Consider the following 22,062-nt stretch of genomic DNA (forward strand, 5'->3'; position numbering starts at 1 on the left):
GCTGTTTCTCGGATCTCCTGACGTGGGTGGGGGGTTGGCGTCAGGCTGGCTACATGGGTCGTGGGGATCTGACGAATGCGGAGTGGGATCGGCTGGAGTCGTTCTTGCCTCGTGGCGGTGTGCGTGGTGGTCGGTGGAGTGACCATCGGCGGGTGATCAACGGTGTTCTCTACCGGGTTCGGACCGGTGTGCAGTGGCGGGATCTGCCCGAGCGGTTCGGGCCGTGGGAGACGGTCTATAAACGGCATCGTCGCTGGTCAGCGGATGGGACCTGGCAGATGCTGTTGTCCCGTATTCAGGCGGCCGAGGACGCGGCGGGCGGGATCGACTGGGACGTGTCGGTGGACTCGACGGCCGTGCGAGCCCACCAGCACGCCGCCGGCGCGAGGAAGGTATCCCCGGCGGCCGTTCCCCAAAAGGGGGCCGAGTGGGGGACGAACCAGGTCGATCCGGTACTGCTGAAACTGGCCGTCCGGCTGGAGGAGGTGGTCAGATCGGCGAGTGCCTGGGACGTTCCCGCGGTGGATTCACCACCAAGATCCACCTCGTCGCCGACGGGCGATGCCGGCCCCTCGCGTTCGTCCTGACACCCGGACACTACGGGGACGGACCCCAGCTCGAACGGGTCCTGGAGCAGGTATCGGTGCCCCGCACCGGAGTCGGCCGGCCTCGCACCCGGCCTGACCGTGTCCTGGCGGACAAGGCGTACACGTCGCGCAGAAACCGCCGCTACCTGCGGCGACGCGGTATCCCGCACACGATCCCCGAACGCCTCGACCAGCAAAGACATCGCAAGAACCGAGGCTCCCGAGGCGGCCGGCCCACCGGCTTCGACGGCGAGCGCTACAAGAAGCGCAACACCGTCGAACGCACCATCAACCGCCTCAAAGGCTTCCGGGCCGTCGCCACCCGCTACGAGAAACGCGCCTACATCTACCTCGGGACCATCACCCTCGCAGCCCTCGCCATCTGGCTCAGAACGTGATCCGAGAAACAGTGCCTAGGGCACGTATCGAGTTGTGATCAAAGGGCGGTTCGAGCGTGACCTTGCGGAGCGCCCCTCATGCTCGCGGACATCGATCTCCATCCGGCGGTGCAACGCACCCCAGAGACTGTCGGTGCGCGGCACTATGCTGCGGCAGCAACTGGGCTCCGTGCGGGCGCGTGAACGTGGAAGTGAGACTGATGCGACCGCTGGACTTGCTGGTCAGGGAGTATGTGGCCCCAGTGATGCGATCAGCCAAGTTCAAGCGGGCTGGCCGCACCTTCCGTTTCGTCTCGGACAGTGGTGATCAGGCTGTTCTCGGGTTCGCACGTCACTACGTCGACCCGGACGCCGCTGTGTTCGAAGTGGGGTACCGCCTTGTGCCGGCTCTCTACTGGCAGTGGATCAACCGGCAGCACTGGGCCAGCGGCGAGGTGGGGGCTCCCCGCGCCTTTCGACGATGTGAGATAGCGGTGTGGTGAGACGCAGGAAGGCCCAGAAGAAGGTGCCCGCTTCGTTCCGCGCAAGAACCTTCGATGTGATGAGACGAGATGATGAATAGCAAGAATAAGTGGGAGGCGCTGCGGGGCGGCGGATTCCTCAGAGGATCCTCCGCAGGCTTGAAGGAGATGGTATTCGGCTGGCGGTCCTTCTTCCTGGGCTGTTGTGGCTCTGTGGCCGGGCTTGTCGGGGCTATAACCAACAAGGGAGCTGCCAGCCGCATCACGCTCCTGGCCATTGGCTGCGTATCGCTGGGTCTCGCAGTGAGCTCCTGGAAGCATATGAAGAACCAGCAAGGTGATCGAAGCGTAGGTCATAGCAACGAATAGAGTCAGCTCCGTCGATAGTTCCTATCGGTCACGAAATTCTGCAACATGATGAAGATGCACCGACCCAAACCACGAGTCTTCCACTGAGAGGCCGGACACGCGTGACGTGTCCGGCCTCTTCTCTGCCGCCGCTCACCCTGTCCTCAGTCGACTCTCCGTGGCCGAACACGAACGTTGTGGCCGCCGCCTGGCGCGCACTGGTTCATCCCGCTGTCGGGTGCTATGGCGTGCTGGTTGACCAGCGCTGTTTCCTGGTCAGCCGGCGAGTGTGAGGTTGTGGAGGCGTGCGATGCCGAGCATGGCGTGATGGATGCCGTCGCTTTTGAGTCGGCAGTCGCGGAGGATCTTCCAGCTCTTCATGTGGGTGAAGGTGTGCTCGGCGCGGGCGCGGACCTTGCGGTGGGAGGCGTTGCGGTCCTCCTTCCAGGCCGGCAGTTCCTCGTTCTTATGCCTGCGGTAGTGCGGGATGGTCAGGCCGGTGCCGCGGTAGCCGCCGTCGGCGATCACCGCGGGAGTGGTGCCGACGGCGGCCTTCGCACCGGAGTCCTCCCAGGCTCTGCAGATGACCGGAGCCGGTCGGCGCGGATGAGCACCCAGCGATGGCCGACACGCGAAAATGACGGGTGCTGCGTCCGGGCCCGGCCCGGCGTCAGCGCCAGCTGCAGTGTCCCGGAAGCCGTCACAACGCCCCCGGGCAGCTTCAGCAACCACCACGGCCGGCCGGGGCGCTCTGCACCAGCCGCGCGCCCAGGGCGGCCGTGGTGCAGCGCAGCGCGCCCGAGGACGAGAATGGCCTGGGACGCCGGCCTGCGTGGGTCCGCACGCCGTGTTCAGGAGCCGACGGGCGGTGCCGCTACTCCTGTCGGTGCTGCGAGTTCCTTTTCGATGCGGGGGAGTCGCTCGATGTTGCGTCGCTGGGTGAGGAGTGCGGGTATCAGCAGCGCGGAGGCCACCAACAGCACGATCCCGAGCGCGAGTTCCCCGAACACCAAGGACACGACGCCGCCGGCGGCGAAGGCGGCCATCATGGCGGGCAGCACCCAGCGCCTGCTCTTCGTCAGTGCGCGCTGCTGTTTCCGCACGAGCGCAGCCATGGCCTTTCGGGCCTGCGGATCGCGGGGAATGCGACCCTGGCGCAGCCACCGACCGACGATCGGCACCTGCCACGGGCTCAGTCCGGTCTCTTCGGCGATCTGTCGACGCACCCGCCTGCCGTTCCACCATGAGGCGATCACCGCACCGAGGCCGCCACCGATTCCCCCGTTGTTCGGATGCCCGAGTGTGACGCTCAGTGCGACGTTCAGGGCGATGGCCACCCCGGAAGCGATGAGCACGATGAGCCCCACCTGCACCCAAGGCCGGTCGTTCCAGCGGCGCTCGGACTCCCAGTCGACCGGCTCATCCGGCCTTCTCTCCCACGCACTTCGCAGGTCTTCGGTCATCATCACCCCTGGGCGCACTGCACGATGGACCGGTACTGGCCGATCCCTGTTGCAGACGTCTGCCCGACGGGTGCCTTCACATGTATGAACGCTTACTTCCGCATGTGCATATGCATTATCCCGGCGGCAGTTGCTGAGGTTGCAGTCGGGATGTCGTGCTGCTGGTCAGGCGGGTCGGATGGTCAGGCCGGTCTCGGTGAGGCAGCCGTCTATGAGGTGGCTGCGGTACTGGATGTGCCGCAGACCGCGCCGGACGGCCTGGACGAGGTGTTCCGGGGTGCTGAAGGCGACGTTCGAGAGCCAGCCGCGCCGTAGGAGTGACCAGATGCCTTCGACGGGGTTGAGGTCGGGGGCATAGGGCGGCAGGTAGTGGATGGTCAGCCAGTCGCGGGATTCGGCGAACTCTCTCAGGCCGGCTGCCTTGTGGACGTTGAGGATGCCCCTAGGTTGCGTCAAGCGGCAGAAGGCGAAGCGACAAGGGCCGAGGCCGGCTGGATGTGACGGTAGAACTCGCGGGCGACGTAGCGCTTGAGGCAGCGGATGATTTCGCGTTTCGACATGCCTTCTTTCGTGCGTCGTTCGAGGTAGAGACGTGTACGGGCATCTCGGCGAAGACGGGTCACGACGATGCGGCAGAGGGCGGCGTTGGCCTGCCGGTTGCCTCCGCGGTTCAGCCTCCGACGCTGGGTCTTCCCAGAGGACTGCTCGACCGGGCTGACACCACACAGGGCGGCGAACGATGCCTCGCTGGACAAACGCTGCGGATTGTCGCCAGCAGCGATCAGCAGGGAAGCTGCACTGTCGGGCCCGACGCCGATGACGTCCAGGAGCTGCGGATGGCAACGACGGACAGCTGCGGTGATCCGGCGTGCGAGCTCCTTCACCTCGACTGTCAGCTGCTGAATGCGCTGGGCCAGAAGCCGGAGGGTGAAGACAGCCGCGTCGCTGACATCGGGAAGGTTGGCGCACCTGTCGATCAGCGCCGTGTTGGTGAGCTGGGAGAGCGCCTCGCGCAGCACGGGATCGACTCCGAGGAGTACGGCCTTGAGCTGGTTCTTCGCGGTGTGCGGGCCTTGACGGCAGACTCCTTCGCCAGCCGCAGCACGCGTATGTCGGCCGCGGGCCCTTCACCGGTCTTGGGCGTGACGTCAGCGCTTCCGGACAGCACGGCGCGGGCAGCGGTCTCTGCATCGACGGCGTCGGTCTTGCCGCGCTTGCGGCGGATGACGCGGTCGGGCTGGTTGACCTCGACGACCTGGACGCTCTCCCGGCTCAGGAAGCGTGCGAGGGCCGCTTCGTAGGATCCGGTGCATTCCAGGCCTGCTTGGCTTGCGCACACCCTGGATCGTGTACGTCAGGTGGAAGCGCCGGCCGATCAACGTCTTTACGCGGCTCAGAGTCCAGCGCTGGTCCTCCCAGCCATGCGCGGCTGGCCCCTTGGCCAGCTCCGCCTCCAGCTGAGTGAACTGCTGATCACTCAGTCTCGGCAGCGACGCAGGCCCCTGCGACCGCAGGGATCGAGGGCCGCCCTCGGTCCACGTGTGACGCCATGGCTGGACCGAGCGGACACTGACCCGCAGATCTCTGGCGATCGCCGTACTGCCCTCGCCCCGGGCGAACCGCTCAGCCGCCTGAAGCCGTAACTCTTCGCGAAACTGCTGCCGCTCGGCGGACAGTCCGCCCCCTTGTGGATACCGCATGTCTTCGGTGATACCGCAGCCACCGGCCAGCCGTCACCCCCTACGACACCACGCGTTCAATCTCAGTAAGTGACAAGGTTGCAGACCTTTGCCGATATATATCATTATGAAGCGTGAAAGATGTATCTAAGTGCCCCGTAGAGTAGCCCGTGGAGGGCTAGGATAATCAACGGAACGCTTGGCGAAAGGGTGAATGTCTGACGAATGCTTCCATTTCCGTCGCTGTGCTCATCTCTCAAAAATGGAAGGATTTCATTCCTGATCAGCTTGGCTGATGGGTAGCCGGCCATTTGGCCAACTATCGACGCACTGACCACGCGCCCCTTGATCTTGCTTCCATCTGTGAGTTCGAATGTCAGCCCGTTGCTGACATTCACTCTGGCTATGTGTTGGTAAGGGATAACGCTTTCCGTTACCCAGTTTCGCACTATGATTGACATTTCGGTCAGCTTTACTTGTGGACGGACGGCTGTCACCCATGCCACCCAGGCGATCGTCACGCTAATAGTTGCCCCCGTGAGTGATCTATTGATAAGTGACTCCTCTACTTTTCCTGGCACAAGTGCAACGTATATCCCTGTTCCGAACATCGCCCCTGCCGCGGCCAGTCCGAGATAGCGAACCTTGCTGTAAAATTGTCCGCCTTTTTGAGTGACGGCTGTGAAATTACTCAAAATATTAAGTCTCGCTCTCATGGGTCAGTGGGTGGACCCTCCCGCTTACTGTAGGAATCAGTGCGGCTGGACAGATCTATGCCGGACGGATAAACAAGCACGCGAAAGCTCCTGGCGTATTGGTGATCTTGTTCGTGAACCCGTCTACCAGGAGCTTTCTTCATGCCCGCCGCCGAGGCTGCCGCGCCAACCGCCCTTCAGGTTGGAAGAGGTCCACGGACCGCGTCATACGACGATCGGCACCCGCATTCAAGGAGTACGCCGCAGCCTATCCCCCAGCAGGAGTGGCGGCCGAAACGCAGACCCTTAAGGTGCTCGCCAAGCAACACACTTCTCACCTGCAGCTATTCAGGACGAACGAGGCTCGATCAAGATCAGTTGAATCCAAAGAATAGTATCTTGAGATTCATGAAAGTGAACGCTGCCCCCAATATTGCAAAGAATGCAGAGGGGAGTCTCAAGATGAGGCTATTGAGGTAGAAGGCCGAAATCCCCTTATTTCCTAGAAATTTCGCCACACTCTCGGCGCAGCCGCGAATATTGAAAGCGAGGAGGGATCCTGTGATCGCGACGGCTGCCCCAATGAAAAGTTCTCCATAATTTACGGAATGCGAGGTGCGGGCCGCGAGAATCATTTCAAACATTCTTATCTCCGAAGGGGGTGCGTGAGGCGGTGACCTCCGCGCACCCCCAAGTGGTCCGTCGAATCTATCGAGTGAAGAGGTGTCCTATGCGAGTGTTGTACGAGCTTTGCACGCCCAATTCGACTCCGACCCCTACCCCCACTGACAGGGAGGTGGCCGTGACAGGCTCTCCGCGACTATTGGGGACTGTGGAAATTGATTCTCCTGACCGGTTTATGGCGTACTCGTGACTGCCGGAGACTTCCACTCCTAGGCCGACGGATGCGTTGGCGCCGGTACTATCTCCACGCAGCTGATCGAAATCGTCCGCGTTGCTACCGTACATCTCATACTGCGCTCCCAATCCAACAGACATGAACTCTGCTCCATAGTTGGCGGACAGTCCATAGTCAGTCTTCCCGTCGGGGCGTTTGGTGGTTACCAGGCAGACTTGACCAGTCACCCCAACTATCGCCCCTACCGAGCCACTAAGGCAGCGACCTGCGGAATCTCCCGAAGTGTAGCTATTCCACAATTTCTTCAGGTTTCCAAAAGTCATTTGCGAGAGCGTTTCCTTGACCCCCATTTCCCGACGCTCTTTCGCCTTTCGTGCGGCTGCGAGTGCAGCCTGGGCCCTACGCGCCGCGTCTGATTGCTGCTTGCTCTTCTTTCCTGGGAAGGTGACGAGTTTTCCGCTTTTGCTGACGTAAGGGCCGAGTGTCCATCGGTTTCCGGTGGAAGTGTTTTTGGTGTAGCGGGTTTTGTCGCCCTTGGTCTGGCCGGTGCCGCCGATGGGGTATCCGTTGCCGCAGAGGTCTGCGGGGCAGAGGCCGGTCGGGTCGGAGAGAGTGAGGGGGCTGTTGTGGGCATAGCTGTAGGCGTTCATCTGGGCGGGTTGGCTGATGTCGATCACGGGGTCGACGCTGAGGAAGCGGCCGAGGGCGGGGTCGTACTCGCGGGCGCCCAGGTGTGTGAGGCCGGTGGGGTCGTTGGTTCCGCCGACGAAGCCGTGGTTCCCGAAGGCCGTTGACTGCTGGGTTCTGAGCTGGCCGAAGGGGAGTTGTTTCCTTCGGGTGATGACGAGGGTTCCGACGGCGACGGCGGTCATCGCGGTGCCCTGGTGGTCGCTGATCAGGTAGGAGATGGTGCTGCCGGTGCGGGTGGCGATGGTTTCGCCATTGTGCGTGTAGTAGCGGGTGCCGGTCTTGGTGCCGTTCGCGGCGACGTTGAGCTGGTCGCCGTTGGGGAGCGTCAGGACGCTGGAGCCGTCGGCGTTCCTGGTGATGAGGCGGTTGCCGTCCGCGTCGTACAGGTAGCTACTGGTTTTGCCGGCCTCGGTGAGGGTGGCGAGGTGGCCTTCCGCGTCCCAGGTCAGGTTCTGGGTGGTGGTGCCGATGGTGCGCTTGGTGGTGTTTCCGGTCTTGTCGTACGCGAAGGTGCTGGTGCGACCGTTGTCCGGCCCGCCGCTGACCGTGGCCTGCTGCACACCGTGCGGGAGGCCCGTGCCGGGCGGGGGCTGGGTGTAGGTGGTGGTCGCGTCCGTGCCCGCGGTCGTGGTGGCGTGGTCGGTGTGCTTCGTGCGGTTGCCCAGGGCGTCGTAGCCGAAGCTCTGCCAGTAGGCGTCCGGGCCGCCGACCGTGGCCTTCGAAGGCGCGGTGGAGCAGTCGGTCTTGGCGGTCCATGCCTCGGTGAGCCGGCCCAGGGCGTCGTTGGTGAAGCACTGGGTGTCGGTGGACTGCTGTGCGTCCTGGCCGCTGGCCGTTCTCACTCCGGTGACGTTACCGGAGGGGTCGTAGGAGTAGGAGGTGTTGTCCACGCGCTGTGGGGCGAGGTCCCGGTCGGTGAGCTGCTGGGTCAGGCGCCCGGTGTGCTCGTCGTAGACCTGCGTCTTGTAGACCTTCTTGCCCACAACGGCGCCGAATTCGAGGCGCTGTGAGCGGGAGTAGATGTCGTAGCTGGTGTTGGACACCAGGGCGCCGAGTGCGCCGCTGGTGCGGAAGGGGAGGTCGTCGCTGTTGTAGTTGGTGGTGACCCGTTCGGCGGGGATGTTGCCGATGGCGGGGTTCAGGGTCCAGAGCGTGGCGCCGGTCTCGTCGTTGTACCCGTAGGTCCAGGTGTACGTGCCGGCGAGTCCGGTGGCCGCGGAGGGGATCGTGGTCGTGGTGGAGGTGGGCTGGTAGCGGTCGTTGAACGCGTCGGTCGCCGTCGTGTAGGCGGCGCCGTCCACGTAACGGGCGCTGCTGGTGAGCTGCCCCTTGGCCAGGGTGTCGTACGTCCACTCGGCCAGTGTGGTGTCGCCCTGCTGGACGGCGGTCTTGCGGCCGAGCTTGTCGTACTGGGTGGTCAGGGTGATGCCGCGGGCGTCGGTGACCGAGGTGAGACGGCCCTCGTCGTCGTAGGCGTTGTGCGTTATGCCCTGGTCGGGGTCGTCGATGACCGTCTTCTGGCCGCGGCTGTCGAAGGTGTACTTCCAGACGTTGCCGTCGGGGTCGGTGACCGACGACGGCTCGTCGTACTTGCCGTAGGTGTAGATCGTCTTCTGCGACAGGGTGCGGGCCACGTCGGTGTATTCCAGGAGCGCGGTCGTGCGGCCGCGGGCATCGGTCACCGTGGTCGACGCGGTGCCGCCCTTCGGCGGGATCACCGTGGTGCGGTCACCCTTGTAGACCTTCTTGCTGCGCCACTGTTCGTCGCCGTACTTGAGCGACAGGGCGTCGGTGACGCGTCCGGTGCCGTCGAAGAGGTTCTGCGTGGCGGCCGGGACCTTGTTCACCGTCGTGGACACGAGCGTGGCCGAGGGCGCCCCGTCCGCGTAGTAGGGGCCCAAGGACTGCCAGGCCCAGCCACGGGTGTCGTACATCGTCTCGGTCACGATCCGGTCCTGCGTGCCGGTGGCCGGGGCCTGGGTCTCGCGCTCGCGCAGGAGACCGTCGTAGATCTGGTAGGTGGTGCGGTAATCGCCGTTCTGCTTGAGTGTCTTGGTGGCAACCGCGTTGGCGGCGGTGCGGGAGATCGTGTAGGCGTACTCGACGGACGGCTTGTCCTCGTGGCCGGCCTTGTCCCACCACGGCTGCCACACCTTCAGCAGTCGGCCGAGGCCGTCGTAGGTGGCGTCGGTCCGCTTGCCGTTCGGGTCGACCTCCGCCGTGACGACCCCGCGGGCGGGGTCGTAGGACGTGGTGGTTTCGTGCTTCGCCGCGTTGGTCACCTTGACCGAGGTGGGTGCCTCGGTCGTGGCAGGCGTGTACGCGGTGGCGGTGGTGTTGCCGAGGGCGTCGGTCGCGGTCAGTTCGCGACCGTGCTGGTCGTAGGTGTGGGTGGCGGTGGTGAGGTAGCCGGTGCCCTTGGCGTCCTGCTCGTCCAGCCGGGTCACGTCACCCTTGGTGGGGGCGGTCGAGAGGCTGGTCGCACCGTCGTAGTAGTTCCGCTGGACCGAGATCAGGTCCGCGGGCAGGCTGGGCGGAGTCCCACACGCCTGGGCGACGGTCTTCGCCTCGGAGACGAGAGTGAGGATGTTCTTGGCCGTGTTAGCGGCATAGGTTGTAGCGGTGCACCGCTCATCACCTGTCTTCGAGGTGTCCCCGAGCTCCGACTCGGTCAGGATCTGACCGATGGCATCGAAGGTCCGCTCGACACGAGTGGTGCGCCAGGTGTCGCCTACAGCTGTGCGTGTGGACTCGCTTCTTCCGCCAGTGGCGTACGCCTTGCGTGCGGGCAGGCCCTCGGATCGGGTCTCGGTGGCCGTAGGTTCGGACAGCCACGGCTCGTAGCTGGTGGTGGCTTCCAACTCGCCACCGTCACCGTTGTAGATCGCTTCCTCACGGGTCATCCCGGCGAAGGCTTCCTTGTCGGTGACCGCAGCGCCCTCGTGATCCTTGACGTCCGCCCCGTCAATGCCCCTGAAGTACCGGTACTCTTCAAGCGTCCGCTTGTCGGGTGCGGCACCGGTGCGGACTTGGACGCGGCCGTAGCCTTTGCGGTCGCTGTAGGTCAGGTGCTTGGCCGTGGTGAACTCGTCATCCTTGGCCTTCGCCCACGCCATGCCGTCCAGGTACTTGTAGTCGGTCTCCTTGGCCGGCGCGCCACCGGTGTTGTCGGACTCCAGGATCTGAGTGACGACGTAGGAGTGGAACCAGTCCAGGTAGGGCTCGTAGTTCGCGGCGGGGGCATCAGGCGGTGACCACTTCACGGGGTAGCAGCGCCGCTTGTTGTCTTCCGGGCTCGGAACGTCTCCGGCTTTGCAGTCGGTCGGCGAGTAGGTGATGCCGAGGGTGCTTCCCGATTCCGTGCTGATGCCGTAGACGCGGTAACGCCACATCGTCGGCACGGGGTCGGGGTCTCCGCCGGTCGTTGCTCCCTCGACTCGGTTGGGCAGTGTCTGGCCCTTGAAGGTCACAGCGGGCAGCTTGACGTCACCGGTGCCGGTGTGTCCGGTGCGGGTGATGGAGGCCAGCCACAGGGCGGGGTCGCTGCCGTCGCCGGTGGTCGGGAACTGCTGGTCCAGGGCCCAGGTGTCGACCGGCTTGTAAGCACCGCCGGTCAGCACGGAGGTGTCGATCTTGGTGATGCGGTTGCGGCTCCAGAAGGACGGGGAGTACCGGTCCTTGCACTCGGTGCCCGAGGCGCAGTAGCGGTCGAAGGGGACGTCGGGCCAGTTCTTCGCGTGGTCCTTGTCGAAGGTGCAGTCGCTCAGGCAGCGGGGGGAGAGGGTGAAGTCGACCTTGGCCGCGGGCTTGGCGTAGAAGTTGTTCGAGCGCAGGCCGTACTCGATGCGCTTGAGGGAGCCGCCGCGGTCGTAGATTGTGGCGGTGGAGTCGCCGGTCGACGGGTTGACGTTGCGGCCGTAGTAGTTGGACTCCTTGTCCCAGTAGTACGTCATGGCGTCGCCGTGCCGGTCGATGACGGCGTCGAGGTTCCAGCGCCATGCCTGCTGGCACCAGGAGTCCTTGAAGGCGGTGGCGTGGCAGGGCTCGCCGGACTGGTTGCCGTAGACGGGCACGGTCCAGGTGGAGTTGGTCTCGTCCTTGCCGGTGGCCCAGCCGTTGGGGCGGTTGTAGCCGAAGTAGTAGCGGGTGCCGTCGGGGGTGGTGACGCGCCAGTACTCCCCGTCGTTGTCACCGTTCTTCAGTGCGGTGTTGGTGAGCTTGACGATCTTGGTGCCGTCGTCGCTCTCCAGGTGCCACTCACCGGAGTCCGTGTCCTTGATCAGGGTGTTGGACTGGCCGCCGAGGTTGATGACGGCGTTGTCCTTCTTCCAGCACAGGTCGCCGACCTTGGCGGTGGTGTTGCTGTTCTTCGTGTCGTCCGTGCAGGAGATGTACTGGCGTTCGATGTAGCCCGGCTCCATCGACCATCCGTCGCCGATGTTGTTGGCCTGGTTGTTCGTCGCGGCGGTACGGCCGTCCACCGACTGCGAGGAGTAGGCGAGCTTCAGATCCGGCGCGGTCTCGCCGGGGACGTCGGGGGCGGTGATCGGGTAGTTCCAGGAGAACGCGCCGTTCGAGCCGCCTGCCGCCCAGGAGGCGGACGGGGCGAGTGACGTCGCCTTGAAGCTGCCCGAGGGTCCTGACGCCGCCGCGGTCGCGGCGAGAAGCACGGCCCCCTGAGCCACGGAAAGTTTCTCGTTGGACGCAGCGACGGGTGCCGAGAGCAGGGTGCGGTCCTCAGTGGCGGGGACAGCGGACGGAAGCTCTAGCCGAGTGCTCAGAGAATGGGCCTCGGTGTCGTTGTCTGTGGGCAGTGTGCGGCCGGCGGCGCATCCCTTCTTGCCGGGGGTGGTGGCGGCACATGCAGGCAGTTCGCGAAGAGTCAGGCGTGAGGCCCAGTCGCCGCCGTAGGCGTTGCGGAAGCTGGAGTAGTCGACCTTGACGTCCACCGCGCCCTTGGTGCCCGCTGTGGGCCGTAGTGCGAGCACGACTCCGTCGACACCCAGATTCTGCGTGGCCGCGCGGTCTAGCACCTGGACCTGGACCTTATCCGGCCCCTGCCTCCCCGCTTCCCGCCCCTTGCCCGGGCCGGGAGCCAGGCGCACCGGCAGCGAACCCGCTTTGATTGAGCCGGATCGGGTCAGCTCCGCTGTGGCCGTGCCAGGCTGCGGCCAAGCCACCTGTGGCTTCCTCCACGGGTGCTGAAGCGTCACATCGCGTATCGAGGAGGGCTGCTTCCTCACCGCGGTTGTCGGTACAGGATCACTGCTTGCCAGTTTCGCCAGATGCAGCTCGGCTGCCGCCACGACAGGCCCGGCCAGCAAGCTTGCAAAGAGAAAACCGACCAGCGCGACGGCTATAAGCCGTGTTCGCTGCCCCATGCGTCTCGCATCGACGCCCCCACCCCAGTGCATGTGCGAAAAACCCCCAACTGTTCAAAGAACGGAACACAGTCGGGCACGGAAGGTAGCAGCGCCTTCATACTCCCTTCACGCCACGGGAGCAGATCCTCATTCATTTCAAGCCAATTTGAATACCAAGGAGAATTTATTATTTCGCAATTTAACTGCAAATGTCTCTTTTTTTATGGCCGATTTAAGCCAAACTTTGCACCCCTGAAGTGGCCCACTGATCTCCGATGCCAAAACCACACCCCTCACAGATCCCTCACGCTCTAATGTGCGAACCGATCAGATCCGGGAGGGGATTTTCGTAATGGGTTTTTGGAGACAAAGGCGCAGACAAGGCGCATCAAGGACACCCATGGTGGGCGCTGCGGCCACGATCGCGGCGCTCGCTATATGCTTGCCGCCGCAAATGACACCTACAGCTGAGGCGGCGGCAAGCACTCGGCCGGGGAGGGGGTGCCCCAGCAGTTCAGGGCCGACGAGAGTGCGCTAGCCGAAGCTGCCAGTACCGGCGAGCCAGCAGAGGTCCTTGCCCGTCGTACAGAAACTTCCCAGGTGTTCGCCAACCCCGACGGGACGTTCACCCAGGACACCTATGTCCTGCCCCAGTTCGTCCGAAAGGAAAATCAACTCGTCCCCATCGAAACCGACTTGGAGCCGAACCTGGATGGGACGCTGTCCCCGAAGGCGACGGAGGTGAGCCTGAGGTTTTCCGGGGGAGGGGACGGTCCGCTGGCAACCATCATCCGAGACGGGCGCAGTATGTCGTGGAGTTGGACCCACGCCTTGCCGGCGCCTCGGATCGATGGCGACACAGCAACCTTCGCAAATGTCCTGAATGATGTGGACCTCAAGCTACGCGCGAGTTCCTCGGGCTTCACCAGCCTATTCGTGGTGAAAACACCCCAGGCTGCCGCCAGCTCATCGCTCAAGCAAATTCACTTCGATCTCGACACGGATGGAGTGGAGGCGAGCACCGACGCGGACGGGAACCTCACTGCCGTCAACCCGGCCGGCCAAGAGGTCTTCACCGCTCCCACGCCTCTCATGTGGGACAGCGGAACGGCCGAAGCGCCTCAGGCGCGAACGCTGGACACCGAAGGAGACGCCGGCCCGCCGCCGCCCACCGACGAATTCGAGCCTGGCTACGGGTCACAGCAGGCCGCAATGGACGTGGCCGTCGAGGACGGCAAGCTGAACCTCACACCGGATCAGGACCTTCTGACCGGTGAGGGCACCCAGTACCCCGTCCTGCTGGACCCGGCGGTATCCGGCAGCAGGTACGCCTGGACCATCGCCTACAAGAAGAACCCAAAGACGTCCTATTACAACGGGGCGAACTGGTACAACGGGACCACGACGGCCCGGGCCGGCTACGAGAACGAGACAAACGGTCTGGCCCGCTCGTACTTCCGCATGAACACCGGCAACCTCTGGTCCACAGACAAGGTCATCTCCAGCTCCAAGTTCACCATCAAGAACACCTGGTCCTGGTCCTGCACCAAGAAGCCGATCGAGCTGTGGCACACCGAGTACATGAGCTCGGCCACCACCTGGGACCATCAGCCCACAAAGATCCGCACCCTGGACACGGTGACCGACTCGAACGGCTGGGGCCCCGACTGCCCCGCCGGGAAGCTCGCGTTCGACGCCACCGCCGCCGCCAAGGATGCCGCCAAGGGACACTGGAACACCATCACCCTGGCACTCAAGGCAAGCAATGAAAGTGACGTCTTCGGCTGGAAGAAGTTCGACGCCAAGTCGGCCGCACTCTCGACCACATACAACACCCGTCCGAACGCCCCTACAGGCCTGGACACCATCCCCTCCACCAAGAACAGTACCGGTTGTGGCAGCTCCGCCCCTTATGGGCTGATCGGGAACACCGACCTGTACCTCACCGCAAAGGGCTCGGACCGGGATGGCGGCACGGTCAAGGTGCAGTTCAGCCTCTGGGCCACGGGCCACCACCCCGTCGATGACCCCAACGGGGTCATCATCGTCAACAAGACGGTCTCCACTACTTCCGGAACCGTCGCCAAACTCAAGGTCACCAAGGCCCAGCTCACGCCCTACCTCTCCGTGGCGAACGGCAACTTCTCGTGGAAGGCGCAGACCGAGGACGGCTCCCTTTCCTCTGCCTGGGTGCCGGCCACAGGCAAACCGGGGTGCCGTTTCGTCTATGACCCCACCCGGCCCTCCACTCCCCCCGGAGTGACCTCCGCCCAGTTCCCGGACGGATCCGACGGCTGGCCTGCCACCACCGGAGACGCCCGTGACGAGGGCACCTTCACCCTCAGCAGCGGGGGAGTGGCCGACGTCGTCAAGTACGAGTACTGGACCGACTGGAACAACAAGGTCCTGCCCGCAACACCCTCTCAGCAGGGCGGATCGGTGAGCGTCAAACTTCGCCCACTGGCAGCCGGTAACCACACGCTGTACGCGAACAGCATCGACAGAGCTGGCAACGTCTCCGACCGCGCCGTCTACATCTTCTACGCCAACAGCCCCGGCCTCACCGACAAGCCCGGTGACCTCAACGGTGACGGCAACACCGACAAGTACGGCGTTCGCACCGACGGAGCCCTGTGGCTGTATCCCGGCCAGGGCAACGGCCAACATGCCCCCTACACGGTCGCCAGCGGCACGAACTTCAACGGAGCCTCGGTCACACACCGAGGCGACTGGACCAACGACGGATATGAGGACCTCATCGCCGCCCAGCCAGGAGCGGACAATCAGAAGGACCTCTACATCTACCCGAACAACGGCCTGGGCTACGCCTGCACGGCCCGCGGCGAGGAAGCCGACGGCGCCTCCCAGGAATGCATCTTCGACCGCGTCGCGCTCGACGTCTACAGCCCCGAGAACAACCACTGGGCCAACGCCGACCAGATCCTCGCGATCGGAGACGTCGACGGCCCGCTCGACGTCGACGCGGACGGCATACCCGATGTGCCCGGCCACACCGACCTCCTGGTCAAGGAAGGAGACCACCTGTGGCTCTACTACGGCTCCGACTCCTTCTACCTGGACGCCGTCACCGACCCCATCCTCATCGGTGACGGCGCCTGGGCCAACTACGACATGATCGCCCCAGGCGACGTCAACGCAGACGGACAGGTCGACATGCTCGCCAGACAGCGAGACGACGGACGCCTCCGCCTCTACACGGGCACCGGCCCAGCCGGTGAGGGCCTCGGGCACACCACCAACGACCTCAAGACCAGCGGCTGGGACAGCAATACCCACCCGCTGATCACCTCCGAAGGCGACAGCAACGGAGACGGCAAGCCCGACCTCTACGCAACCAGCCACGACACCGACAAGGGAATCTACTTCTACCCCTCCATCACCCCCACCGGCATCGGAACGCCTACCGTCGCCGGCACCACCGGCTGGCTCAACTTCCAAGCCCTCAGTTAGACCGCCACGCATCCGGCTGGGAGCGCAGTGGCGCCCCCAGCCGGATGCGGCAGGTACTGGCGTCTTCGCAGTTCGCTGGTCGAGCAAGGGGGAACAGTGGATGAGCCGGGGACGGTCCCGGCCCCATGTCGCTGCCGGTTTGCCGCACACAGCTCATCCGTGCCCACGATCCCTTCACATTTCCCACGCCACAAACGCGGTGCGCGGTGGCATGGTTGATCGACTGGCGAGTAATGCCAGTGCATCCACTTTGGGGGGATTTCTCATGCGTACCCGTGCTGCTGCCGCTTCTGTCGCCGTTGTGCTGCTCACCCTGTTGGGTTCAGCCGCCTGCTCAGCGCCTTCGGGTGACGCGCCGTCATCCCACAGTGACGAGCCCAGGAAGGGGGCCAGGCAGCAGCAGGTTTCCCGGAGTGAGCCCGCAGTCGACCCGTCGAAATGTGCGGTTCCTTCCGACGGGATGCCCGAAGAGTGCAAGGTGCACCCTTCCTTCGCCGCGACCCATGAGGCGGTCCCGGCCGAGGGGGTGCCGACGCCGATGCCCAGTAACTAGGGCAATTCGGTGGCTGGTGCATCGGTCTCCGTCACACCCCTCTGTGGTGGTCATAAAAACTTCACACTTCATTAACCCTTCCCCTATGATCGCACTCTGTTGATGATCATGGATGCCCTCATGGAGGGCCCAGGGTGGGGGTACTGATTCATGAGTGTGCATGGGCGTCTCAAGATCGCCGTCGCGGGGAGCGCTCTCGCGCTCGCTCTGTCGACCTTCGGCGTATCACCGGTAGAGGCTGACGACCGGCAGCCGATCGGACTCGAAGTAGAGATGCCGACAGACCTGAAGATCACGGAGGCGACCGAGGTCCCAGAGGGAACCGAACCCGCCGCTGCGGCCGCTGCGACCCACCCCTGCATCGGTTACACCGCCACCTACGCCTCCTCCGGCTGCTTCCAGGCCTACGGCGACGTCGTTTACGCGAAGGACCTCCTGGCGGACGGCAAGTCCGCTGCCGTCGGTCTCTTCACCGACTACGGGCGCGCAGCGGAGGTTTGTGTCGTCAGCTTGGGTGCCGGCAAGACGGGCAAGTGCGACTGGGACTACTGGGAGAAGGGAAACGTGCAGCTGGAGGTCCTGCTGTACGACTTCGACACGGACGAGTGGTACCAGCCCATTGCCTGGTCGGACTGGCTGCCGGTGGACGGTCAGTAACGAGAGCGGAAACAAGGGCGCCGAACCGGCGTAACCGGGGGCACGCCCCACCTGCGCCTGTGGCCGCGTCGCAAGCCCGACGCAAGACCATGAGGCACGACAACCCAGCTTGTCGGTGCACTTGTTGCGACGGCCGCACTGCCCGCAGTGGACATTTCCCGGCAAAGGGTTGGAAGGGCGAGCTGATCGTAGGCTGGGAGCTTGCCCAGCAGGGCCAATCCACCCCTTTCAGCAAGAGACGACCTCCGACACGCTCGACTTCGGCAGAGGCGACGACAGGGGACGGACAGGATTCCTTGCCCTTCCCCGCTGCTGGTTCCCGGCTGCGCAACCCGGGCGCCGGCCGCATCGAGCGGCACCTCCTGGTCGACAGCGCTGACCCGGCCGCCGCGCGACGGACTGCTCTGCGGGCTCGCCTTGTGCTCGACGGCTGCTTCCTTCAGCCACCTCGGCACCGCGCGCCGGCGGCGACGTCGCGCCCGACCAGCCGGAGAAACCGCTCGCCGGTGACCACCAGCCGTACCAGTGCAGCGCCCCGGCCCACCGCTGGGGCGCTGCGCCTCGTTGAAGCCGGCACCACCCGACCCCGCTCCGTGGACATCAGCGGCTATGCACGCCGGATGACCGCCCACTGCCCCTACCTTGCCACGTCGCTCCAGCAGGGCCTGACGTCCTGGACGGTGCACCGCGCCGACCGCGGCGCCGAAGCCGAAGCCGTCCAGGCGGAGCTCTTCCACGCGGGAGGCAGCGGAATGGCTGCGCCCCTTGCTGAACCGGCCCCACGGCCTGCTGCGGTGCGAGAACATCGTCTTGTTGGGCGAGGTGCCCGGCACGGGGCACAGGGACCTGCTGGCCTGGCCGCACTGGGTGCTGAAGAACCTCTACAGCCCGGCCGGGGTGATGTTCGGCAAGTTCTACGCCGGCGAAGAGGAAGTCGCCGGGGCCGGCCACCGGATCCCGGCCGTCCCCGCCTCGTTCCTCCCCGTGCGGGCCGCCGTCCGTCGCCGCGACCCGCGCTTCCTGCACGCGATCCCCGACCTGGCCGCAGCCCTCGCCGGGGCCGACGACGACGGCCGCGACGTGTTCGAGCACCTCCCCACCGAGTGGAAGGACATCCGTACATGGGCCAGGAACCACCTCCCCCCGCCGAACCCGTCGCCCTCCTCACCGGCCACACCGGCAAACCCACCGCGGTCCGGCTCCTGAGCGCCCGGCGCGGCTCCCGGGCCTGGAAGGTCCAGGGACCCAAGGGCGCGGCCGCGGTGAAGGCCAACACCCCCGACGGCCACAACGCCCACGAGAAGGCGGCCGAGATGGCCCAGGAGGACGACGACCTCCTTCGCCTCACGGCCGCCGGCGCCATCAGCCCCGACTACCGGGTGAGCGCCGGAACGTGGGAGGGCGGCCGGTGGTTGGCCATCAACTGGATCGACGGCCCACCCCTGTGGCAGGCCCTCGCCCCGGCCCGCAGCCCAAAAGTAGACCGCGCCGCAGTCCGGTCCCGGCTCACGGGCATCGCCCGCACCTGGACACAGCACCTCGCCCGGATGCACACCGCCGGATGGGCGCACGCCGACGTCCAGCCCACCAACACCCTCGTCACGAACGACGACCAGGCGGCGGTCATCGACTACGCCCTCGCCTGCGGACCCGACGGCCACCGCCGCGTCCCGTACCGGGGAGCCCTCACCCACACCACCGCCCCCGAAATCGCCACACAGATCCTGGCCACCCCCGACGACACCCACATCCAGGCACATCCGGCCGCCGACATCTGGAGCCTGGGCGCCTCCCTGTTCTGGTGCTGGACCGGTCACCGACCCGTCCCCTACGACGAAACCACCGACCGCTTGGAGAAACTGGCCGCCATCGCCAAGGGCACCACCACCGCGCTGCCTGATGCCCGGCCGTGGCCCTTCCCCGCGTTCGAGGACACCATCACCGCGTGCCTGGCCCCCGACCCCGCCGACCGGCCCACCGCGAAGGAGCTGACCACGTCATGGTGACCCTGCGGGCCTTGGCCCCCGGCGATGCGGCGGCCCTCACCCGCATCTACAGCCGCCATCTGACCTTCAAGGGTCTGGAGGCCGCCGCCACCGAGCTCCAGCGCGCCCTGTCCGAGATGGGCGCGACCGCACGCGGCGCGGGCGCCGCCGGCGCTACCCACCCGATGGCCCTAAACGAGACAGCGAGCGTTTTCAGCGTTGCCTCTTCAGGGTGTGGACGGCTTTCGTGATGACGCTCATGCGGTTGGGGTTGATGCGGGGTCTTCGGAAGATCTGCCAGGACTTCAGCCGTGCCATGCCGCGATCGACGGGCGCCCGGGCCGCAGACAGAGCTCGGTTGAGGGTCTGCTCGGTGACGGTGAGCTCACCGCCTGGTGGTCGGGCGTTTGGCGGTGGTGACCCAGTCGTCGGCGCCGATGTAAGCCATGTCGGCGAGGACTGGGACGTGCTGGCGCTCGCAGATTCGGAGGATCTTGTGGGTCGGGCGGCGGTCAGGTCGTGGGTCCTGCCGGGCAGTGCCGGCGACAGCCACAGGATCTTGCCTACCGGGTCGGTGACGACCTGCACGTTCACGCCGTGCCGCTTGTGCTTGGAGGAGTAGTCGGCCCTGCCGTCTCCGACGCGGTCGCACGGGAGGGGGGGGCGACAGGGCTATCCCAGAATGGGTTCGGCTGACCCGCGAGGCGCCCGGTGGTTCGCCGGTACGAGCGTCGGCGCGCCCGGTGGCCCACCGGCGGCTGGCTATTGCCTACACCCGTCCGGCGGAAGTGATCAGTGCGATGAGGACGAGGAGACTCACGGCGAGGGTGATGACCTGTTGAGCCGGCCAGCCCTGCTGGATGGCGAGAACGGTCACGGTGGTCGCGGCGTAGGGCCAGGTACGGCGTTGCGGCTGCGGGGAGTTTCCAGGTGACATGGTGACCTCTTGTGATCGGTTGATCGGCTTGAGGCACACGCTCATCCATGGTGTTGTTGTTCGCTTGGGGGATCTGCCTCATCGCAGGTCACCGCTCAGAAATCGCGGACATCACGTCGTTGTCCGCGAACATGGCCGAGCAGGGGGATCGGATGGGGCGACCACTGGGGGCGCTGAAAGGGCGAACCAAGCAGGCCGACGAGTTCGCTCTGTGGCTGCGGGAGGTCACGAAGGGGGTCACAGTACGGACCCTTGAGCAGCACTTCCCCTACGGAAAGTCGTCCTGGAGCGAGTTCCGGGATGGTAGCCGCCTGCCACGGCAGCAGCTGGTGGAGCAGGTCACGGCGCGCTACCTGCGGGAGCCTGCCATGAGGGCACGCCACTTCGCCCGGGGGACGCGCCTGCTGGCGGCAGCCCATCAGGCAGCCAAGGACCTCGACCGCGACGGCTTGAACGGCATGTCGTTACCGGGCCCGAGAGCCGCTGCTTCGGACCCCGTGTCCGAGGCTTACCTCAGGCTCGATGACGCCCGGCTGATGCAGATCGAAGCGATGAGGCAACTGGCCGCTTCCGAACGCCGGCGAGAGAAGCTGGAGGACATGGTTTCCGTCTTGGAGGAACGCTGCACATTACTCGAGGCCGAACGAGACCGCGCTCGTGAGGACGCCCAGGCAGAGCTCCAGCACGAGCTGCAGATGTCCACGGAGTACCGGCGCCAGGCCGACGAGAAGCTGGAGCACGCACGCCGGGCCGAGAAGCGCGCCTACGAGCTCAGGCTCGCCGCCGAGAAGCAAGTGACCAGAGAACGGCTCGCCCTTCGGCGCATGGACCAGGAAACGGGACAGGCACCCCCCGTTACAGCACCGCGCTCCGTGGCCCATGACCTAGACCTGCCACCTCTTGAGCAGATTCACCAGGTCCTCGAGGCCGTCCAAGAACAACTGGACACCCAGGACGTAGAGCTGAACGATCTGGACCTGCAGATCGACGGGGGCTCACAGCAGCCGGCCGATGAAGATGCACGCCGGACCATCCAAGGACAGGTCATTGAGCACCCGGCAATGTCCAGCGCGGAAAATGTCCGGGAACAGGGGCAGGACAACCCGAGAAAACTCCTGACCAGCGACGATTCGCAGCCAAGCGCCGACGACTCCCGGCTGCTAGGTAGATCCGAACAGCCGGCAGTCGCACGCGAGGGCCAGTCGAAGGAGCTGATGAGGGGCCTTGAGACAGCTGCTACTCCAGCGGCGCTGTCCACCGCTCTGTCCCAGCTACGCCAGCGCGCCGGACAACGCGCGATCAGTGATCTGACTCAAGCCGCATTTCCAGGCCGGCTCAAGGACGACCTGGTGCTGATGACCGTGATGCGCTGGATCGACGGCGACGTCCTGCCCGACACCTGGCTGCACCTGAAGAACCTGGTACGCGCAATGGGAGCCACGAACCACGAGGTCGAAGCCTTCCACCAGGCCTACACCCGCACCATCGACGCCCGCCTTCCACCACTGTCCATCCAAGACCTCTCCGACCTGGCCAGTCCCACGTTCACGCATCGGACGGCTGGCTCCCCAACGAAACCGGATCATGGCCATCAGCGGCCCGGTCCTCATCATCCTTTTTCTGACCGGTTGCACGGCCGCACTCCGCGCCGCAACTCCGCCCAGCACCCTGAAGCTCGTCGGCTACGCCGCTGCGGGCCTGCTCGTCTGCGTCGCAACCCTGCACAGCGCAACCAGACGAGTCAGGAACGAGCAACGATACGAAGGCAACGGCGCCTCGCGCATACCCTTGATCACTACCCTGGCCGCTATCCCTGCGGGCCTGGTGATCCCGTGGGTTTTCGAGTCGACTGGACCGTGGGTTGCTGCCCTTGTAGGACTGCTTTAACGACCCGGGTCGGGGAGTAGGCGATCACC

At 65.2% G+C, this 22,062-nt stretch carries 13 protein-coding genes and 5 pseudogenes; 7 read left to right on the forward strand and 11 right to left on the reverse strand.

Annotation, left to right across the window (positions count from 1 at the left end; all coding sequences use genetic code 11):
- Nucleotides 1-53: 53 nt before the first annotated feature.
- Nucleotides 54-985, forward strand: a pseudogene (locus ACFUJY_RS23000) (IS5 family transposase).
- Nucleotides 986-2,070: 1,085 nt separating this feature from the next.
- On the opposite strand, the pseudogene ACFUJY_RS23005 reads toward ACFUJY_RS23000, so the two are convergent.
- The 9 genes and pseudogenes from ACFUJY_RS23005 to ACFUJY_RS23045 all read right to left on the reverse strand — a co-directional run.
- Nucleotides 2,071-2,373, reverse strand: a pseudogene (locus tag ACFUJY_RS23005) (transposase family protein); the annotation flags it as partial.
- 272 nt (nt 2,374-2,645) lie between these two features.
- Entirely contained in the window at nt 2,646-3,257 is a 612-nt protein-coding gene (locus tag ACFUJY_RS23010; RefSeq protein WP_383302574.1) for a hypothetical protein, read from the reverse strand.
- 165 nt (nt 3,258-3,422) lie between these two features.
- Nucleotides 3,423-3,695: pseudogene (locus tag ACFUJY_RS23015) on the reverse strand (transposase); the annotation flags it as partial.
- A gap of 14 nt (nt 3,696-3,709) precedes the next feature.
- Nucleotides 3,710-4,276 carry a transposase gene (locus ACFUJY_RS23020; protein WP_383302577.1) on the reverse strand — a complete coding sequence of 189 codons (567 nt, stop codon included), beginning with the start codon at nt 4,274-4,276 and terminating at the stop codon, nt 3,710-3,712.
- Nucleotides 4,234-4,596, reverse strand: a complete 363-nt coding sequence (locus ACFUJY_RS23025) for a transposase (protein WP_383302579.1) — start codon at nt 4,594-4,596, stop codon at nt 4,234-4,236. The genes ACFUJY_RS23020 and ACFUJY_RS23025 overlap by 43 nt, the downstream gene beginning before the upstream one ends.
- 28 nt (nt 4,597-4,624) lie before the next feature.
- Nucleotides 4,625-4,957: pseudogene (locus ACFUJY_RS23030) on the reverse strand (helix-turn-helix domain-containing protein); the annotation flags it as partial.
- A 104-nt stretch (nt 4,958-5,061) separates the two neighbouring features.
- Nucleotides 5,062-5,652 (reverse strand): hypothetical protein, encoded by a 591-nt coding sequence (locus tag ACFUJY_RS23035; protein WP_383302582.1) that lies wholly within the window; start codon nt 5,650-5,652, stop codon nt 5,062-5,064.
- Between the two features lie 353 nt (nt 5,653-6,005).
- Nucleotides 6,006-6,266 carry a hypothetical protein gene (locus ACFUJY_RS23040; protein ID WP_383302584.1) on the reverse strand — a complete coding sequence of 87 codons (261 nt, stop codon included), beginning with the start codon at nt 6,264-6,266 and terminating at the stop codon, nt 6,006-6,008.
- A 73-nt stretch (nt 6,267-6,339) separates the two neighbouring features.
- Nucleotides 6,340-12,168 (reverse strand): RHS repeat domain-containing protein, encoded by a 5,829-nt coding sequence (locus ACFUJY_RS23045; RefSeq protein WP_383302586.1) that lies wholly within the window; start codon nt 12,166-12,168, stop codon nt 6,340-6,342.
- A 975-nt stretch (nt 12,169-13,143) separates the two neighbouring features.
- On the opposite strand from ACFUJY_RS23045, the gene ACFUJY_RS23050 reads away from it, so the two are divergent.
- From ACFUJY_RS23050 to ACFUJY_RS23070, 5 genes and pseudogenes are all read left to right on the forward strand, one after another.
- Nucleotides 13,144-16,014: an FG-GAP repeat domain-containing protein gene (locus ACFUJY_RS23050; RefSeq protein ID WP_383302589.1), complete on the forward strand. Its 2,871-nt coding sequence runs from the start codon at nt 13,144-13,146 to the stop codon at nt 16,012-16,014.
- Nucleotides 16,015-16,717: 703 nt separating this feature from the next.
- Complete coding sequence (locus ACFUJY_RS23055) at nt 16,718-17,224, forward strand: hypothetical protein (RefSeq protein ID WP_383302592.1); 507 nt, start codon at nt 16,718-16,720, stop codon at nt 17,222-17,224.
- Between the two features lie 506 nt (nt 17,225-17,730).
- A pseudogene (locus tag ACFUJY_RS23060) lies at nt 17,731-18,430 on the forward strand (hypothetical protein).
- Nucleotides 18,346-19,230: a protein kinase gene (locus ACFUJY_RS23065; protein ID WP_383302594.1), complete on the forward strand. Its 885-nt coding sequence runs from the start codon at nt 18,346-18,348 to the stop codon at nt 19,228-19,230. Before ACFUJY_RS23060 ends, ACFUJY_RS23065 begins: the two are co-directional and overlap by 85 nt.
- Nucleotides 19,224-19,460 (forward strand): hypothetical protein, encoded by a 237-nt coding sequence (locus ACFUJY_RS23070; RefSeq protein WP_383302597.1) that lies wholly within the window; start codon nt 19,224-19,226, stop codon nt 19,458-19,460. Before ACFUJY_RS23065 ends, ACFUJY_RS23070 begins: the two co-directional genes overlap by 7 nt.
- Here ACFUJY_RS23070 and ACFUJY_RS23075 read toward each other — a convergent pair.
- Together ACFUJY_RS23075 and ACFUJY_RS23080 are read right to left on the reverse strand one after the other, a co-directional pair.
- Complete coding sequence (locus ACFUJY_RS23075) at nt 19,423-19,803, reverse strand: transposase family protein (RefSeq protein ID WP_383302600.1); 381 nt, start codon at nt 19,801-19,803, stop codon at nt 19,423-19,425. The genes ACFUJY_RS23070 and ACFUJY_RS23075 overlap by 38 nt on opposite strands.
- A gap of 175 nt (nt 19,804-19,978) precedes the next feature.
- The gene (locus tag ACFUJY_RS23080) at nt 19,979-20,146 is read right to left on the reverse strand and encodes a hypothetical protein (protein ID WP_383302603.1); all 168 of its coding nucleotides are present in this window, start codon (nt 20,144-20,146) and stop codon (nt 19,979-19,981) included.
- Nucleotides 20,147-20,193: 47 nt separating this feature from the next.
- Here ACFUJY_RS23080 and ACFUJY_RS23085 point away from each other — a divergent pair, with 47 nt between their 5' ends.
- Nucleotides 20,194-22,053 (forward strand): hypothetical protein, encoded by a 1,860-nt coding sequence (locus ACFUJY_RS23085; RefSeq protein ID WP_383302606.1) that lies wholly within the window; start codon nt 20,194-20,196, stop codon nt 22,051-22,053.
- Nucleotides 22,054-22,062 lie beyond the last annotated feature (9 nt).

The sequence above is a fragment of the Streptomyces sp. NPDC057249 genome (assembly GCF_042669245.1).
GTDB lineage: Bacteria > Actinomycetota > Actinomycetes > Streptomycetales > Streptomycetaceae > Streptomyces.

Coding starts and splice junctions, on each gene's coding strand:
- ACFUJY_RS23080 (WP_383302603.1), bottom strand. CDS start 20,146: ATGTCACCTGGAAACTCCCCGCAGCCGCAACGCCGTACCTGGCCCTAC.
- ACFUJY_RS23010 (WP_383302574.1), bottom strand. CDS start 3,257: ATGACCGAAGACCTGCGAAGTGCGTGGGAGAGAAGGCCGGATGAGCCG.
- ACFUJY_RS23055 (WP_383302592.1), top strand. CDS start 16,718: ATGAGTGTGCATGGGCGTCTCAAGATCGCCGTCGCGGGGAGCGCTCTC.
- ACFUJY_RS23065 (WP_383302594.1), top strand. CDS start 18,346: ATGGGCCAGGAACCACCTCCCCCCGCCGAACCCGTCGCCCTCCTCACC.
- ACFUJY_RS23085 (WP_383302606.1), top strand. CDS start 20,194: ATGGTGTTGTTGTTCGCTTGGGGGATCTGCCTCATCGCAGGTCACCGC.
- ACFUJY_RS23070 (WP_383302597.1), top strand. CDS start 19,224: ATGGTGACCCTGCGGGCCTTGGCCCCCGGCGATGCGGCGGCCCTCACC.
- ACFUJY_RS23035 (WP_383302582.1), bottom strand. CDS start 5,652: ATGAGAGCGAGACTTAATATTTTGAGTAATTTCACAGCCGTCACTCAA.
- ACFUJY_RS23040 (WP_383302584.1), bottom strand. CDS start 6,266: ATGATTCTCGCGGCCCGCACCTCGCATTCCGTAAATTATGGAGAACTT.